Source organism: Kitasatospora sp. NPDC057936 (genome assembly GCF_042887525.1).
GTDB lineage: Bacteria > Actinomycetota > Actinomycetes > Streptomycetales > Streptomycetaceae > Kitasatospora.
In genome coordinates this window covers 112,477-128,967 of record NZ_JBHVPD010000014.1, presented here as the reverse complement: position 1 = coordinate 128,967, position 16,491 = coordinate 112,477, and the positions used below count along the sequence as shown (strand labels likewise).

12 protein-coding genes are annotated in these 16,491 nt (G+C 74.6%); 11 read left to right on the top strand and 1 reads right to left on the bottom strand.

The window, feature by feature from the left end:
• Nucleotides 1-126: 126 nt before the first annotated feature.
• The 9 genes from ACFVU9_RS10720 (at nucleotide 127) to ACFVU9_RS10680 (ending at nucleotide 12,776) form a co-directional block, all read left to right on the top strand.
• Nucleotides 127-1,353 carry an FAD-dependent monooxygenase gene (locus tag ACFVU9_RS10720; protein ID WP_387592024.1) on the top strand — a complete coding sequence of 409 codons (1,227 nt, stop codon included), beginning with the start codon at nucleotides 127-129 and terminating at the stop codon, nucleotides 1,351-1,353.
• A gap of 66 nt (nucleotides 1,354-1,419) precedes the next feature.
• Complete coding sequence (locus ACFVU9_RS10715) at nucleotides 1,420-1,941, top strand: MarR family winged helix-turn-helix transcriptional regulator (RefSeq protein WP_380494076.1); 522 nt, start codon at nucleotides 1,420-1,422, stop codon at nucleotides 1,939-1,941.
• 137 nt (nucleotides 1,942-2,078) lie between these two features.
• The gene (locus ACFVU9_RS10710) at nucleotides 2,079-2,570 is read left to right on the top strand and encodes a hypothetical protein (protein WP_387592021.1); all 492 of its coding nucleotides are present in this window, start codon (nucleotides 2,079-2,081) and stop codon (nucleotides 2,568-2,570) included.
• An 8-nt stretch (nucleotides 2,571-2,578) separates the two neighbouring features.
• Nucleotides 2,579-3,445 (top strand): NmrA family NAD(P)-binding protein, encoded by an 867-nt coding sequence (locus tag ACFVU9_RS10705; RefSeq protein WP_387592018.1) that lies wholly within the window; start codon nucleotides 2,579-2,581, stop codon nucleotides 3,443-3,445.
• 348 nt (nucleotides 3,446-3,793) lie between these two features.
• The gene (locus tag ACFVU9_RS10700; protein ID WP_387592015.1) at nucleotides 3,794-7,855 is read left to right on the top strand and encodes a Pls/PosA family non-ribosomal peptide synthetase; all 4,062 of its coding nucleotides are present in this window, start codon (nucleotides 3,794-3,796) and stop codon (nucleotides 7,853-7,855) included.
• Nucleotides 7,852-9,285: a M1 family metallopeptidase gene (locus ACFVU9_RS10695; protein ID WP_380436416.1), complete on the top strand. Its 1,434-nt coding sequence runs from the start codon at nucleotides 7,852-7,854 to the stop codon at nucleotides 9,283-9,285. The genes ACFVU9_RS10700 and ACFVU9_RS10695 overlap by 4 nt, the downstream gene beginning before the upstream one ends.
• Nucleotides 9,286-9,324: 39 nt before the next feature.
• The gene (locus ACFVU9_RS10690; RefSeq protein WP_387592011.1) at nucleotides 9,325-10,725 is read left to right on the top strand and encodes a serine hydrolase domain-containing protein; all 1,401 of its coding nucleotides are present in this window, start codon (nucleotides 9,325-9,327) and stop codon (nucleotides 10,723-10,725) included.
• Nucleotides 10,726-11,023: 298 nt separating this feature from the next.
• Nucleotides 11,024-11,863: a GNAT family N-acetyltransferase gene (locus ACFVU9_RS10685; RefSeq protein ID WP_380436412.1), complete on the top strand. Its 840-nt coding sequence runs from the start codon at nucleotides 11,024-11,026 to the stop codon at nucleotides 11,861-11,863.
• A gap of 100 nt (nucleotides 11,864-11,963) precedes the next feature.
• Nucleotides 11,964-12,776, top strand: coding sequence for a lysophospholipid acyltransferase family protein (locus ACFVU9_RS10680; protein WP_387592008.1), 813 nt, complete (start codon nucleotides 11,964-11,966; stop codon nucleotides 12,774-12,776).
• Nucleotides 12,777-12,795: 19 nt separating this feature from the next.
• Here ACFVU9_RS10680 and ACFVU9_RS10675 read toward each other — a convergent pair whose 3' ends face one another.
• Complete coding sequence (locus ACFVU9_RS10675) at nucleotides 12,796-14,382, bottom strand: MFS transporter (RefSeq protein ID WP_387592005.1); 1,587 nt, start codon at nucleotides 14,380-14,382, stop codon at nucleotides 12,796-12,798.
• Nucleotides 14,383-14,596: 214 nt separating this feature from the next.
• Between ACFVU9_RS10675 and ACFVU9_RS10670 the strand changes: the two genes are divergently transcribed.
• Together ACFVU9_RS10670 and ACFVU9_RS10665 are read left to right on the top strand one after the other, a co-directional pair.
• The gene (locus ACFVU9_RS10670; protein WP_387592002.1) at nucleotides 14,597-15,277 is read left to right on the top strand and encodes a TetR/AcrR family transcriptional regulator; all 681 of its coding nucleotides are present in this window, start codon (nucleotides 14,597-14,599) and stop codon (nucleotides 15,275-15,277) included.
• Nucleotides 15,278-15,378: 101 nt separating this feature from the next.
• Nucleotides 15,379-16,377, top strand: coding sequence for a YdcF family protein (locus ACFVU9_RS10665; RefSeq protein WP_387591999.1), 999 nt, complete (start codon nucleotides 15,379-15,381; stop codon nucleotides 16,375-16,377).
• Nucleotides 16,378-16,491 lie beyond the last annotated feature (114 nt).

Here is a 16,491-nt window from a genome sequence, read left to right as displayed (position 1 = left end):
AGCCACCCCCGGCGAACCCCACCCACCCGAAAGCCCACCCCGCACCCCAAGCCCCGCGCAGCGGCCCCCATAAGCCCGCTGTACCCTCCTTCTACAGATGTAGAAGGCAGCACGAAAGGACCAGCCATGAGCAACAACACCGCAGTGGTGGTCGGGGGCGGAATCGGCGGCCTGGCCGCCGCGATCGGGCTCCGGCTGGTGGGGTGGGACGTGACCGTCGTCGAGCGGGCCGCGACCCTCGACGACGCGGGCGCCGGCATCTCCCTGCACGCCAACGGCATGCGCGCACTCGCGACGCTCGGTGTCGCCGACGCCGTCGAGGCCGCGTCGCGGCGCCAGTACACCGGAGGTACGAGGACCCCCGACGGTCGCCGCCTCGCCCTGATGGACGGCGCCGCACTGGAGCGCGAACTGGGCACCCCCATCGTCGGCATCCCGCGGGCCGACCTGCACCGGATCCTCCGCGCCGCGATACCCCCCAGCAACGTCGTGATCGGCTCCGAGGTCACCGAGGTCGCAACCGCCCCCGGTTCCCGGGTCCGGGTGACCTACGACGAAACCACGCTGGAGGCGGACCTCGTCGTGGCCGCCGACGGCATCAACAGCAAGCTGCGCCGCCGTCTGTTCCCGTCCCACCCCGGCCCGGTGTACGCGGGGTCGACGGTCCTGCGGGCCATCACGGACCGCCCGGTCGAGGGTCTGGCCGACGACTTCGCGCTGACCTGGGGCCACGGCGCCGAGTTCGGCCACATCGGGTTCCCGGACGGCCGGGCCGAGTGGCACGCCACGCTCAACGCCCCGGCCGGCCTGCGCTACCGGGACCCGCTCGACGAGATGCGCCGGAGGTTCGCCCGCTGGCACGACCCGATCCCGGCGCTGCTCGCGGCGACCCGCCCCGAGGACGTGCTGCACCACGACGTGAACGAGCTCGTCACACCCGTCCCGTCCTTCGCCGTCGGCCGGATCGCCCTGCTGGGCGACGCGGCCCACGCGATGACACCGCACCTGGGCCAGGGCGCGTGCCAGGCACTGGAAGACGCGGTAACCCTGGCCGCCGCCCTCGGCACCGCCACCGCCCTCGGCACCGCTACCGCCCTCGACACCGCTACCGCCGAAGCCGCCATCACCACCGCACTCACCCGCTACGACGCCGCACGCCGCCCCCGCACCCTGACGGTGGCACGCGACGCCCGACGGGCAGGCAGGATGGGCCAGCAGCTCACCAACCCGGTCGCCGTCGGTCTGCGCAACGCGGCGATCCGGCTCACCCCGCCCGGCGCGATGGTCCGAACGGTGCTGAAGCACGCCGACTGGACCCCGCCCCGCATCACCCCCGCCTCACGCGCCGCGTAGTGCCTCCGGGGCAACCCGCCCCGCCCGGGCTTGACCGGGAAACTGATTAGCCGCCATATTAAACCCATGACGCAGCACCCCGACGCCGGCCACGGCGCCCCCACGCTGGACCAGGCACGCCGCCAGATCGCCCGCTACGGCCTCACGGCCGACCCGCAGGCGGTGCTGGTGGCGGCCAGGCTGATGGCGGCGGGCGCCAGGCTCGGGCAGGCGGGCGAGGTGCACTTCGGCCGGTTCGGACTGTCCACCGGCCGGTACCGGCTGCTGGCCGACCTGGAGGACCACGGCGGCGAGAAGTCGCCGTCCCAGCTCGCGGAGAGCCTCGGCGTCTCGCGGGCGACGGTGACCGGGCTGGTCGACGGACTGGAGCGGGAAGGCCTGGTGGCCCGGCGCCCGTCCATCGAGGACGGGCGGCGCAACGTGGTGATCCTCACCGCGCGGGGGGCGCAGCGACTGCGCGACCTGGCACCGGAGCACTACGCCCGGATGCAGGCCATGGTCGGCGGCCTCTCGGTCGAGGAACGGACGACGTTCCTCGACCTCCTGGCCCGCGTGGTCGAGGGCATCGACGCACTCACCACCGACTAACCACCCCCCACCCCACCCAACGCCCCAGCACCCAGCACCCGACACCCAAACACCCCAATACTTAGCCACCTAACCACCGCACGCCCAAATAATTAGCCACCTAATCAAGCGCCCTCCCCTACAGAACAGGAACCCCCATGAGCAAGAAGGCCCCAGGCGCACCCCCGAGGTTCGTCCTCCGGCGAGAAGTCCTGACCGCCTACGTCATGCCCGCCCTGATGGCCAGCCTCGGCGGCGCCGCGACGCACCAGCCCGAGCTGATGCTCGCCGCGGTCACCACGATCGCCGGCACATCGGCGGTCGTCGCGGCCCTCATCGGAGCCCGGCTGCGCCGCCGCCCGCCCCATGCGTGGGCAGCCCGCGCGCCGCGCGCCGCAGTCGCGATCGTCCTCGCCGTCACCGCAGCAGCCGTGGCCCTGGCCGTCGGCCTCGCCGGAGCGCACTGGCTGCCCCGGATTCCCGCACTGGCCGACCAGGCCTGGCCCGGCCGCCTCCCCGTCGACCTGCCGCTGTCCTCGGCGATCGCCGCGACCCTCATCACCATCCGCTGGCGCGCCTGCCGCCCGCACCGCGCCGCCCCGCAGCACCGGAACGACCCCGCACCCCACCCCGAGAGGCAGACCTCATGATCGTCGTCATGGGCGCAGCAGGCGCCACCGGCGGAGCCACCCTCCGCAGCCTCGCCGCCCTGGGCGCTCCGGCCCGAGCGCTCAGTCGCGATCCCAAGCGCCTCGCCGCCACCCTCGACCGCGACCTCGACACGAGCGCCCGCCCCCTCGTCGAACCGGTCTTCGCCGACGCGGCCGACCCGGAGTCGCTGCGCACCGCGCTGAGGGGCGCCCACCAGCTGTTCCTCACGATGGCCAACGGCCCGCACCAGGTCGAGCACGAGCTGCGCACGATCGGGGTCGCCGGGGAGTGCGGCGTGGAGCACGTCGTGAAGATCTCCGCCCCGGCCGCGGAGCCGCTGTCCCCCGTGGCCGTCTCGCGCGGACACCACCGGGTGGAGGAACACCTGCGCGCCTCCGACATGGCGGCGACCGTCCTGCGGCCGTACGCGTTCATGCAGAAGCTCCTCCTCCTCGCGCCCGGCATCGCCGCGGCCGGGGTGGTGCACGGGGCGATGGAACGGGCGCGCTGCAACTACGTAGACGTGCAGGACATCGGGGACATCGCCGCGGACGTGCTCACCCGGCCGGAGCTGGCGGGCGGCACGTACGAGCTCACCGGCGGGCGGGCGTACAGCCATCCGGAGCTGGCCGAGTTGATCGGCGAGCTGCTGGGCCGGCCGGTCCACTACGTCGACCTGTCCCCCGAGGAGCTGCGCGCCCACCTGGTGACGCGGGCCGGGATGCCGGAGTGGCTGGCGACCCACGTGGTGGAGATCCAGCGGCTCGCGGTGCTCCGGAAGGAGGAGCCGGACCCGACGATCGGCCGCCTGACCGGGCGCGTCCCGCGCACCCTCCCGGCCTTCCTGGAGGAACACCTCCCCCTCTTCCGCTGAACCCTCCCCTCCACGCCCCGGCGGGCCCGGACGGCGGCCGGAAACCCCTGATCCGGCCGAAACGCCCGGGCCCGCCACCCGAACAGCGCAAGAACCCGTGTGGCATGCCTCACGACGCCGATTTTCACCTGACGTTCCGTCAAAACGACTGACGCTCCATCACATCCGAACCACGAACCATCAGTTAACAACTGATGAACAGTCAGATTCGGTCACCCATAGTCGAGTTGCACGCGCTACCCGCCAGTAGCGCCCCCGTCACCCACCGCACCCCCGGGCTACCATCGGTCGGTTGTCTACTCCAGCCCCGGAGTGGAACGGGGCGAGGACAAGGAGTCACGGGCTGCCATGACAGGTGAAGCGAACCATCCGGTCGAACCGAACCAGCCTGACCAGCAGGACGCCTCGGCCCGAGCCGTCTTCCCCGGCCGCCCGGCGCCGGCCGCGCGCACGCTCGTCGACGTCCTCGACGCCACCGTGCGCAGCCACCCGAACGAGCCCGCCCTCGACGACGGCCGCACGGTGCTCAGCTACCGCGCCCTGGCCGCCGAGGTCGAGCAACTGCGCCGCCGCCTGGCCGCCGCCGGGATCGGCCGCGGCGACCGGGTGGGCGTGCGCGTGCCGTCCGGCACCAACGACCTGTACGTGTCGATCCTGGCCGTGCTCGCGGCCGGCGCCGCCTACGTCCCGGTGGACGCCGAGGACCCGGACGAGCGCGCGCAGCTGGTGTTCGGCGAGGCCGCCGTCGCCGGCGTGCTGGGCGCCGAGCGGGTCCTCACGACAATCGCCGAACCGACGACCCCCGAACCGACGACCCCCGAACCGACGACCCCCGAACCGACAACCGCCGAACCGACAACCGTCGAAACGACGACCCCCGAACCGACGACCGCCGAGCGCGCGCCCGCGCCAGAGCACCGCGCGCCCGCGCCGGAGCACCGCACCACCCGCCCCACCCCGGCCGACGACGCCTGGATCATCTTCACGTCGGGCTCCACCGGCCGCCCCAAGGGCGTCGCCGTCACCCACCGCAACGCCGCCGCGTTCGTCGACGCCGAGGCCGCGCTCTTCCTGCAGGAGGAGCCGATCGGCCCGGGCGACCGCGTGATGGCGGGCCTGTCCGTCGCGTTCGACGCCTCCTGCGAGGAGATGTGGCTGGCCTGGCGGCACGGCGCGTGCCTGGTGCCGGTGCCGCGCTCGCAGGTGCGCAGCGGGGCCGACCTCGGCCCGTGGCTGGCGGACCAGGAGATCACCGTGGTCTCCACCGTGCCGACGCTGGCCGCGCTGTGGCCGGCCGAGGCGCTGAACGAGGTGCGGCTGCTGATCTTCGGCGGCGAGGCCTGCCCGCCCGAGCTGGTGCAGCGGCTGGTCACCGAGGGCCGCGAGGTGTGGAACACCTACGGCCCGACCGAGGCGACCGTGGTGGCCTGCGCCGCGCTGCTGACCGGCGACGGCCCGGTGCGGATCGGCCTGCCGCTGGACGGCTGGGACCTCGTCGTGGTCGACGAGGCCGGGCAGCCGGTCGCGCCCGGCGGCACCGGGCAGCTGGTGATCGGCGGCGCCGGTCTGGCCCGCTACCTGGACCCGGAGAAGGACGCCGAGAAGTACGCGCCGCTGCCCTCGATGGGCTGGGAGCGCGCCTACCGCAGCGGGGACCTGGTCCAGGCCGACCCGGCCGGGCTGCTGTTCCTCGGCCGCACCGACGAGCAGATCAAGCTCGGCGGGCGCCGGATCGAGCTCGGCGAGGTCGACGCGGCGCTCCAGGCACTGCCGGGCGTCGCGGGCGCGGCCGCCGCCGTCCGCACCGCGCGCGGCGGCAACCAGCTGCTGGTCGGCTACCTGGTCCTCCACGGCGCCGACGACGCACCGGGGGACCCGAACACCCACGAGCCCTTCGACCGCGAGAAGGCCGTCGAGCGCCTGCGCGCCGAGCTGCCCGCCGCGCTCGTCCCGCTGCTCGCTCCGGTCGACACGCTGCCCACCCGGACGTCCGGGAAGGTCGACCGCAACGCCCTGCCCTGGCCGCTGCCCGACCTGGAGACCGGCGGCCCGACCGAGCAGCTGTACGGCACCGAGGCCTGGCTGGCCGAGCAGTGGTCCGAGATCCTCGGGGTCACGGTCGGCGGCCCGCGCGACGACTTCTTCGCGATCGGCGGCAGCAGCCTGGCCGCGGCCCGGCTCACGACGCTGTTGCGCACCCGCTACCCGAGCGCGGCCGTCCTCGACATCTACCAGAACCCGACGCTGCGCAAGCTGGCCCGGCACCTGGAGCGCTCCGCCGCCGACGGCGGCGAGGCCCGGACGATCAGCCCGGTGCCGACCAGGGCCAAGCTGTTGCAGCTGCTCCTGATGCTCCCGCTGTTCACCGTGGTGGGCCTGCGCTGGACGGTCGCCCTGCTGGCGGCCGGCAACCTCCTCAGCCACCTCGGCGACTACCCGTGGGCGCCCACCGCCTCCTGGTGGGCGGTGGGCGCGGGCGCGCTCGTGCTGTACACCCCGGCGGGCCGGCTCGCGATCGCGGCGGGCGGCGCCCGGCTGCTGCTGCGGGGCCTGCGCCCGGGCAGCTACCCGCGCGGCGGCAGCACCCACCTGCGGCTGTGGGCCGCCGAGCGGCTGGCCGAGACGAGCGGCGCGACGGAGCTGTCCGGGGCCTGGCTGGTGCACTACGCCCGCGCGCTGGGCGCCAAGGTCGCGGCCGAGGTGGACCTGCACTCGCAGCCGCCGGTCACCGGCATGCTCAAGCTGGGCCGGGGCTGCGCGGTCGAGGCCGAGGTGGACCTGTGCGGCTACTGGCTGGACGGGGACCGGCTGGAGGTCGGCCAGGTCAAGGTCGGCTCGGGCGCCGTGGTCGGCACCCGGTCGACGCTGCTTCCGGGCGCCAGGATCGGCAAGCGCGCCCAGGTGGTGCCGGGCTCCAGCGTCACCGGCCAGGTCCCGACCGGCCAGCTCTGGGGCGGCGCGCCCGCCGTCAAGCTGGGCCGTGCGGAACGCGCGTGGCCGAAGGAGCGCCCGCTCCGGCGGGCCCGCTGGTCCGCGATGTACGGTGTCAGCGGCACGGCGCTGAGCCTGCTGCCGGTGCTGCCGGCGGCCGCCGCCCTCGCGCTGCTCTCCCTGTTCGTCCGCCCCGGCGACGACCTCGGCGCGGCCGTGCGCGGCGCCCTGCTCGGCCTGGTGCCCGCGACCCTGGCGTACGGCGCGGTGTACGCGGCGCAGCTGGTGGCCGCCGTCCGGCTGCTGAGCGTCGGCCTGGTCCCGGGCGTGCACGCCCTGCACGGCCGGGTCGGCTGGCAGGCGTGGACGGTCACCCAGCTGATGGACCGCGCCCGCGAGGTGCTGTTCCCGCTGTACGCGGGCCTGGTCACGCCGCTGTGGCTGCGGGCGCTCGGGATGCGGGTCGGCCGGGGCGCCGAGGTGTCCACGGTGCTGGCGCTGCCGAGCCTGACGACGGTCGGCGACGGGGCCTTCCTCGCGGACGACACCCTGATGGCGCCGTACGAGCTCGGCGGCGGCTGGCTGCGCCTGGGCGAGGCGAAGGTCGGCGAGCGGGCGTTCCTCGGCAACTCGGGGATGACGGCGCCCGGGCGGGCGGTGCCCAAGCGGGGCCTGGTCGGGGTGCTGTCGGCGACGCCGGAGAAGGCCAAGAAGGGCGGCTCGTACCTGGGCATGCCGCCGATGCGGCTGCCGCGCTCGGCGGACGAGTCGGACCAGAGCCTCACGTACGAGCCGCCGGCCCGGCTGCTGTGGGCGCGCGGGCTGGTCGAGCTGGCCCGGGTGGTGCCGGTGCTGGCCTCGGGCGCGCTCGGCGTGCTGACCGTCGCGGCGCTGTCCCGGCTGGCCGGCTCGTCGGCGCTGCTGGCCGCGGCGCTGTCGGGCCCGGTCCTGCTGGCGGCCGGCGCCGTGGCCTGCGCGGTCGCGGTAGTGGCCAAGTGGGTGCTGGTCGGCCGGTTCCGGGCGGTCGAGCACCCGTTGTGGAGCGGCTTCGTGTGGCGCAACGAGCTCGCCGACACCTTCGTCGAGGTGCTGGCCGTGCCGTGGCTGATCGGCGCGGTGCCGGGCACGCCGCTGCTCAACCTGTGGCTGCGCGCGCTCGGCGCGCGGGTCGGACGCGGCGTGTGGTGCGAGAGCTACTGGCTGCCGGAGGCGGACCTGGTCACCCTCGGGGACGGGGTGAGCATCAACCGGGGCTGTGTCGTGCAGACCCACCTCTTCCACGACCGGATCATGCGGATGGATACTGTGGTCCTCCGCGAAGGCGCCACCCTGGGCCCGGGCGGGATCGTGCTGCCCGGCAGCACGGTGGGCGAGCGCAGCACGCTGGGCCCGGCCTCGCTGGTGATGCGGGCCGAGTCCGTCCCCGCCGACACGCGGTGGCTGGGCAACCCCATCGAGGCGTGGCAGCCCACGTCATGACCACCAGTCCCGGCCCGCAGGAAGCGCACCACGACCCCGTGAAGCCCAAGCACGTCCCGGCGGCCGCCGGAGCACCTGACCCGTACTTCCCGAACAGCGGCGACCACCGCTTCCGGGTGCACCGCTACGAGCTGGCGCTGGACTACCGGCCCGGACCCAACCGGCTCGGCGGCTCGGCCCGGCTGAGCGCGGTCGCGAACGCGGCGCTCGCCGAGTTCGCGCTGGACCTGGCCGAGTTCCGGATCGGGCGGGTGCTCGTGGACGGCAAGGCCGCCCGCTACACCCACCGCGGTGGCAAGCTGCGGGTCCGTCCGGCGAAGGCGCTGACGGCGGGCGCGGCGTTCACGGTCGAGGTGCACTACAGCGGCAACCCCCGGCCGGTGCGCAGCCCGTGGGGCGGCCTGGGCTGGGAGGAGCTGACGGAGGGCGCACTGGTGGCCAGCCAGCCGGTCGGCGCGCCCTCGTGGTTCCCGTGCAACGACCGGCCGGCGGACAAGGCGACCTACCAGATAGCGGTCACCACGCCGTCGCCGTTCACGGTGGTGGCGAGCGGGCGGCTGCTGACCCGCACCACCCGGGCGTCCAGCACGACCTGGGTGTACGAGCAGAGCGCGCCGACCTCGTCGTACCTGGTGACGGTCTCGATCGGCCACTACCTGCCGGTGCCGCTCACCGAGCGCCCGGCGGTGCCGCAGACGGGGTACGTGCCCGAGCGGCTGGCGGCCTCGTTCGCCCGGGACTTCGGCCGCCAGCCCGCGATGATGGCGTACTTCACCGAGGTGTTCGGCCCGTACCCGTTCGGCGAGTACGCGGTGGTCGTCGCGGACGAGGAGCTGGACGTCCCGGTGGAGGCGCAGGGCGTCGCCACGTTCGGCACCAACCACCTCGGCGGCGGCTGGGAGCGGGAGCGGCTGGTCGCGCACGAGCTCGCGCACCAGTGGTTCGGCAACAGCGTCACGATCGCCGACTGGCGGCACATCTGGCTGAACGAGGGCTTCGCCAAATACGCGGAGTGGCTCTGGTCCGAGCACGCGGGCGGCCCTGCGGCCGCCACCCACGCCGCCGCCGCGCACTCCCTGCTGGCGGGGCTCCCGCAGGACCTGCGGCTCGCCGACCCGAGCCGGAAGCTCATGTTCGACGACCGGCTCTACCAGCGCGGCGGCCTCGCCGTGCACGCGCTGCGGTGCGCGCTCGGCGACGTCGCCTTCTTCGGGATGCTGAAGGACTGGGCGAGCATCCACCGGCACGGCGTCGTGGCCACCGCCGACCTGGTCGGGCACGCCTCCCGCTACACCGAGGCGTCGCTCACGGACCTCTTCGACGCGTGGCTGCACCGGCCCGAACTCCCGCCGCTGCCGGGCGGCCCGGACGTCCCCCGGTGGCGGCAGGGCCTCCAGCGCTGGTACGGCCGCTCCGCGGACGACCGTTAATCACCGGAGACGCGCGCCGGACTGAACTACTGTCCGATCATGAGTACTCCGGAAGAGCACATGACGGACCTGCCCGAGGGGCTGCTGCCCACCACCCGCCGCGCCCTGTTCCACCGCACTGCCGTGGCCCAGGCCGAGGGCCGCACGCCCTCCCTGGTGGCCGCGGTGGTGCGCGACGGCCGCCCGGTCTGGAGCGGGGCCCGCAGCATGGTGGACGGGCACGCGCCGACCCCCGACGTCCAGTACCGGATCGGCTCGCTCACCAAGACCATGGTCGCCGTGCTGGTGCTGCGGCTGCGTGACGAGGGCGTGCTCGACCTCGCCGACCCGCTCGCCCGCCACCTGCCCGGCACCCCGGCCGACGACGCCACGATCGCCCAGCTGCTCGCGCACTCCGCCGGACTCGCCGCCGAGACGCCGGGCCCCTGGTGGGAGCGGACCGACGGCGCCCTGCGGCCCGCCCTCGGCGACCTGCTCGAAGCGCAGGAGCCGCTCAAGCACCCGGCCGGGCGCCGCCACCACTACTCCAACCCCGGCTACGCCCTGCTCGGCGCCCTGGTGGAGAAGCTGCGCGGCGAGCCCTGGTACGAGGCGCTGCGGCGCGAGGTGCTGGCCCCGCTCGGCATGGACCGCACCACGCTCCTGCCCGAGCAGCCGCACGCCGGCGGCTTCGCCGTCCACCCGTGGGCCGACGTCATGCTCCCCGAGCCCCTCACCGACACCGGGCTGATGGCCCCGGCCGGCCAACTCTGGTCGACTGCCTCCGACTTGGCCCGCTGGGCCGCCTTCCTCGCCGCCGGCGACGGCTTGGTGCTCTCCGCCGACACGATCGCCGAGATGCGCCGCCCGGCCGTCGGAGCGGACAATCCGGACTGGACCTCCGCCTACGGCCTCGGCCTCCAACTCCTGCGCCACGAAGGCCGGGTGCTGTACGGGCACACGGGCTCGGTGCCGGGCTTCGTCGCCGGGCTCTGGGTCAGCGCGCAGGACGGCCTCGCGGCCCTCGCCCTCACCAACGCCACCAGCGGCGCCAACGCCCCTTTGCTGGCCGCCCAGTTGATCGCCATCACCGCCGAGCACGAGCCGCGGATCCCGGCTCCCTGGCGCCCGCTGCCCGAGGTGGACCAAGACCTCCTCGCACTCACCGGCCCCTGGTACTGGGGCGCCGCCCCGCACGTGCTGCGGCTCACCGCCGACCGCGGCCTCGAACTCGGCCCGCTCGCCGGCGGCCACCGCAACTCCCGCTTCCGCGCCGAGCCGGACGGCACCTGGACCGGGCTCGACAACTACTACGCCGGCGAGACCCTGCGCGCCGTCCGCGCCGCCGACGGCACCGTGAGCCACCTCGACCTCGGCTCCTTCGTGCTCACCCGCGAGCCGTACGGCCCCGCCGATGCCGTCCCCGGCGGCGTGGACCCGGAGGGCTGGCGGGCGTACTGACCCCGCCCGCGCACACCTGAACGACGGCCCCGCCGGGCGTACCCGGCGGGGCCCTGTCGTGTCCACCCCCACCCGGCGAGCGCCGAACGACCCGCAGGTGCCCCGCAGATGACCACCGGGCGAGGGTGGTCCCATTCAACAGCTGCACATCTGCCCTCCGCCGAACGGCAACGTGAATTCCAGCCGACTCGGACAGACATACCGGTGACCGGTTCGCGCCCGTGCCCAGCGCGTGCGAACCGGGCCGGTGCCACGAGAACCGCGGCACCGCCGCCCGTGCTGCCCTGGAGGGTCCGCCATGACCACCGTCCCCACGTACGCTCCGACCGCAGTCGCCCCCACCCACGACGCCCCGGCGGTGCCCGCCCAGCGCCAGGACCCCACGCCCGCGCCCACCTACACCGTCTCCCTCGCCCGCGACGAGGACGACGTCCGCGCCGCCCAGCGGCTGCGCCACCAGGTCTTCGCCGGCGAGCTCGGCGCCGTCCTGCACAGCCCGGTCGCCGGCCTCGACGTCGACCCCTTCGACGAGTACTGCGACCACCTGCTGGTCCGCGAGGGCCAGGACGGCACCGTCGTCGGCACCTACCGGCTGCTGCGCCCCGAAGCCGCCCGCCGGGCCGGACGGCTCTACTCCGACGGCGAGTTCGACCTCTCGGCGCTCGCCCCGGTCCGCCCCGGCCTGGTCGAGGTCGGCCGCTCCTGCATCAGCGCCGAGCACCGCGGCAACGGCGCCGTCATCAACCTCATGTGGGGCGGCATCGCCCGCTACATGGTCGAGACCGGCAACACCTGGCTCGGCGGCTGCTGCTCCGTCCCGCTCGACGACCGGGGCGCCACCGCCGCGCGCGTCTGGGACGCCGTCAGCGCCAAGCACCTGGCCCCCGAGGAGTACCGCGTCACCCCGCACCGCCGCTGGGACGCCGCCGGCGTGCCCCGCGCCGAGCGGGGCGCCCTGCCCGCGCTGCTCCGCGGCTACCTGCGCCTCGGCGCCTGGGTCTGCGGCGAGCCCGCCCACGACCCGGACTTCGACTGCGCCGACCTCTACGTGCTGCTGTCCCTGGAGCGCACCGACCCGCGCTACCTACGGCACTTCCTCGCCGGCGTGCCCGGCCTGCCGTCGGTCACGACGAAGTGAGCGAGCGGTGGGGGCACCCCCGGCCAAAGGCTGGGGGAATGCGAGCCATTGAGCGGTGCGTGTTGCGCGAAGCGCCCCGCGAGCGGAGAGAGGCGGGCGCATGAGCGTGTGGCTGCCGAGCGCGCCCTGCCGCCCGGACACGTGCCTCGTCGAGGCCTCGCCGGAGGTCCCGCACCTCCGGCGGGCGCTGCGGCTCGCGCTCTGCCTGGCGGCGGTGGTCACGGGCGTCGCCCTCACCGTGCCGGTCCGCTTCCTCCCGCACGAGCCGCGGGACCGGATGATCCGGCTCTGGGCCCGCGCGCTGCTGCGCTCGCTCGGGGTCACCGTCCGCCTCGACAAGCCCACCGGCGCGGTCGGCGGCGGGATGCTGGTGGTCGCCAACCACGTGTCGTGGCTGGACATCCCGCTGATCGCCGCCGGGCGGCCGGGCCGCTCACTGGCCAAGACCGAGGTCCGGCGCTGGCCGGTGCTCGGGCCGCTGGTCGCCTGGGGCGGCACGGTGTTCCTCGACCGGGACCGGCTGCGCACCCTGCCGGACACGGTCGGGGCCGTCGCCCGGGAGCTGCGCGCCGGCCACCCGGTGATCGTCTTCCCGGAGGGGTCGACGTGGTGCGGGCGGGAGAGCGGACGGTTCCGTCCGGCGCTCTTCCAGGCCGCCGTGGACACCGGCGCGTTCGTCCAGCCGGTGACGATCCGCTACCGGCTGGCGGACGGACGGCCGACCAGCGCGCCAGCCTTCGTCGGCGAGGACGGACTGCTCACCTCGCTCGCCCGGGTGGTCGCGGTGCGCGGGCTCGTCGCCGAGGTGACGTTCCTGCCGCCGATCCCGGCCCCCGAGCCGCAGCCCACCCGCTGGGGCGCCCGGCGGGAACTGGCCCGGGCGGCGCAGGCGGCGGTCGAGGGGATCCGCTGAGACCCGCCCGGTGACGCCGTCACCGGGCGTGGACCCCGGGGCCGTCCGCCGGGCTGTGCTCCGCACCCGCGTGGGCGTCCTCACCCGTCGGCGGGGCCGCGAGCGAGCGGGCCCGGCCGAGGAGCAGCGCGACCAGGACGGCGGCGACGGCGAGCGCGCCCGCGCCGCAGCGCAGCGCGAGGTGGACACCGTCGACGAAGGCTCCGTCCACGGCCGCCTGGACCGGAGCGGGCAGCGCACCCGCCGCCCCCGTGCCGCGCCCGGCGGGCGCGTCCGCGATCGGGCCGACGGCGCCGGCCGGGACGCCGAGCCGGTGCAGGGAGGCGGTGAGGGTGTCCGTCATCCGGTTGGTCAGGACGGCGCCGAGCACCGCGATCCCGAGGACGCCACCGAGCTCCCGCAGCGTGTTGATGGTCGCCGAGGCCATCCCGGTCTGCGCCGGGGACACCCGCTGCAGCACGGCGATCGACACCGGGGTGAACGTCATCCCCATGCCGAGGCCCATCGTGAACAGCGTCCACAGGTACTCGACGTAGTGGGCCCGTTCGCCGTGGAAGGACAGCCCGAAGAGGCCGACCGCGCACAGCGAGACCCCGAGCACCAGCGGCAGCCGGGGGCCGTACGCGCTGGTCAGGCGGCTGGAGAGCGGCGCCGCGAACACGATCATCGCGGTCATCGGCAGCCCCGCGTAGCCCGCGTCCGAGGGGGCCCAGCCGAGCACGCCCTGCATGAGCAGCGGCAGGAAGAACAGCGCGCCGAACATCCCGAAGCTGACCATGAACCCGCTGAGCAGCGCGGCGTTCAGGGCGCCGTCGCGGAACAGCCGCAGTTCCAGCATCGGCTGGGGCACCCGCAGTTCGAGCACCAGGAAGGCGGCGAGCAGCACGGCCGCGGCGGCGCCGCAGGCGAGCACGCGGGTGTCGGTCCAGCCGCGGGACGGCCCTTCGATCAGCGCGTAGACGAGCGCGCCGAGGCCGGCCGCGGACAGGGCGAGGCCGCCGAGGTCGATCCGCCGGGGGCGCGCGGGGATGTCGGGGAGCACGCGGGCGGCGAGCACGAGCCCGGCCACGCCGATCGGCACGTTGATCCAGAACACGCTGGCCCAGCCGAGGTGTTCGACCATCGGACCGCCGAGCACCGGGCCGACGGACAGGCCCAGTGCCGAGACCCCGGACCACGTGCCGATCGCCCTGGCCCGCTCGCGCTCCCCGGTGAAGACCGTCCGCAGGATGGCGAGGCTGCCCGGGGTGAGCAGCGCGGCGCCGACGCCCTGCAGCATCCGGGCGGCGACCAGCACCTCGATCGTCCCGGCGAGCGCGGCGGCGGCGGAGCCGGCCGTGAACAGCGCGAGGCCGAGGCGGAACACCCGGGTGCGGCCGTACCGGTCGCCGAGCGCGCCGCCGGTGAGGACGAGCGCGGCGTAGACGAGGCTGTAGCCCTCCGCGACCCACTGCAGGCCGCTGATGCCGGCGTCCAGGTCCTGCCCGATCCGCGGCAGGGCGTTGTTGACGATGACGTTGTCCAGCATGGACATGAACATGGTGACGCAGAGCGTCACGAGCGCGAGCCGCTTGCGGCGCGCGCCCGGCCCTCCCGACTCCTTCATCGGACTCCCCTCCAGATTCACCGGACTCCCCTCCGGACTTCTCCGCCCCTAACGGCGTTAGGGGCCCCGGTGGCACGCCAAGAGTGCCCCTAACACCGTTAGATTGCAAGCGGGATATCGTGAGGTCGCCGGGAGGAGCGCCGCGGGCGCGCCGGAACGGCACCGGACCAGCACCGGAAGACCCGGTCCGACCACAGGAGGCGTCCACACACCCATGCCGGAGAACGAGGGCGCCACACCGGCGCTGACCAGGGAAGCGCTGGCGCAGGCGGCACTGAAGGTCCTGGAACGGGACGGCCTCGCCGGGCTGTCGATGCGCAAGGTCGCCGCCGAGGTCGGCGTCAAGGCCGCCTCGCTGTACTGGCACGTGCGCAACAAGGAGGAGCTGATCGACCTCCTCAACGATGCGATCATGGCCAAGGCCGAACCGCCGCCGCGCGAGGGCGGCTGGCGCGAGCAGCTCCACGGATACTGCCGGATCCACCGCCGGCTGCTGCTCGACAACCGCGACGCCGCCAAGGTCGTGGCGGGCCGGTTGGGCCTGGGCCCGCACATGCTCGCGATCCTGGAGGAGCAGCTCGACCGCCTCCGCGAGGCCGGCTTCTCCAACGCCGACGCCGCGATGGTCACCTACCTGCTCGGCACCTTCGTCCAGGGCTTCGTCCTCCAGGAGCAGGCGCCGGTCTCCGCCGCCGAGGCCACCGGCAGCAGCAGCAGCCGGGACGCCGTGGACGCGGCCGCCGACCGCTTCCGCTCCCTGCCCGCCGCCGAGTTCCCCACCCTGGTCGAACTCGCCGGCGACCTCACCGAACCCGACATGGACGCCCGCTTCGAGTTCTGCGTCGCACGCGTCCTCGACGGCCTCGCCACCCTGCTCCCCCCGGAGTCGAGGTAGCGACGCCGGACGCCCCCCTCGTGGCGCCATAGCCGCTACCCACCGGCCGTGGTTCGCGCGCGAGTTCAGGGCGGGCGCGCTCGACACCTACGATACGAGGCATGTTCGCCTACGCTCCGGCCGTCCTGTTCTTCGTGCTGTTCGGGATAGGGGTGCTCCGCGACCGGCGCCGGTTCAGCAATGCCGTGCTGCTCGGGATCGCCGTCTCCTTCCTCTCGCTCGCCCTGCTCGCCGAACTGCGGCACGCACCCACGCTGGTGGCCGAGTTGGCGGCGCTCGCCATCGTGCTGCTGCCGGCGCTCGGCACGGTGGCCCTGGTCTGGTTCCTGCTCGCCAACGGCGTGACCATGATCCGCAAGGAGGGCGTGCGGCCCGCCAACCTGCTGTCGCTGCTGGCCGGCCTGGGCATCGTCGGCGTCCTCGGCCTGCTGGTCCTCGCGGTCGCCACCGGCTCGCACCGGCTCGGCATCCTCGCGGTCACGTCCGTGCTGGTGGTCGGCTACGTCTCCTTCCTGTTCGTGTGCTTCGTCGGCTACGCCTTCCTCTACGGCCGCCACCGGCCGCGCCGGGACGTCGACTTCGTCGTCGTGCTGGGCTCCGGGCTGATCGGCGGCGAGCGGGTGCCGCCGCTGCTGGCCAGCCGGCTGAACCGGGGCCGCGAGGTCTACGAGGAGCAGGCCGCGCGGGGCAACCCGCCGATGCTCATCACCTCGGGCGGCCAGGGACCGGACGAGAAGCTCCCGGAGTCCCACGCGATGGCCGACTACCTGCTCGAACGCGGCTTCCCCGCCGAGCACGTCGCCCGCGAGGACCGCTCCCGCACCACCGAGGAGAACCTGCTCTTCAGCAAGGCCATCATGGAGGGCGCCAAGCCCGACTACCGCTGCGTCGTCGTCACCAACAACTTCCACGCCTTCCGGGCCGCCCTCACCGCCCGGAGGACCGGCGTCAACGGCCACGTCTTCGGCTCCCCCACCGCCGCCTACTACTGGCCCAGCGCGACCATCCGGGAGTTCGCCGCCGTCTTCCTCTCCCACAAGCTCGTCAACTTCGGCATCTGCGGCCTCCTGGCCGTCTGCGGGATCCTCGCCGCGCTCTGACGCCGCACACCGATCGGGTCCCGGCAGGGGATGCGCCGCCGGGACCAGAAGTCCATCGGGGGCGCCTAGGGAACCAGCTCGTCCTGGGGGTGGGGGCCCGGGGGGGGCGTGGGC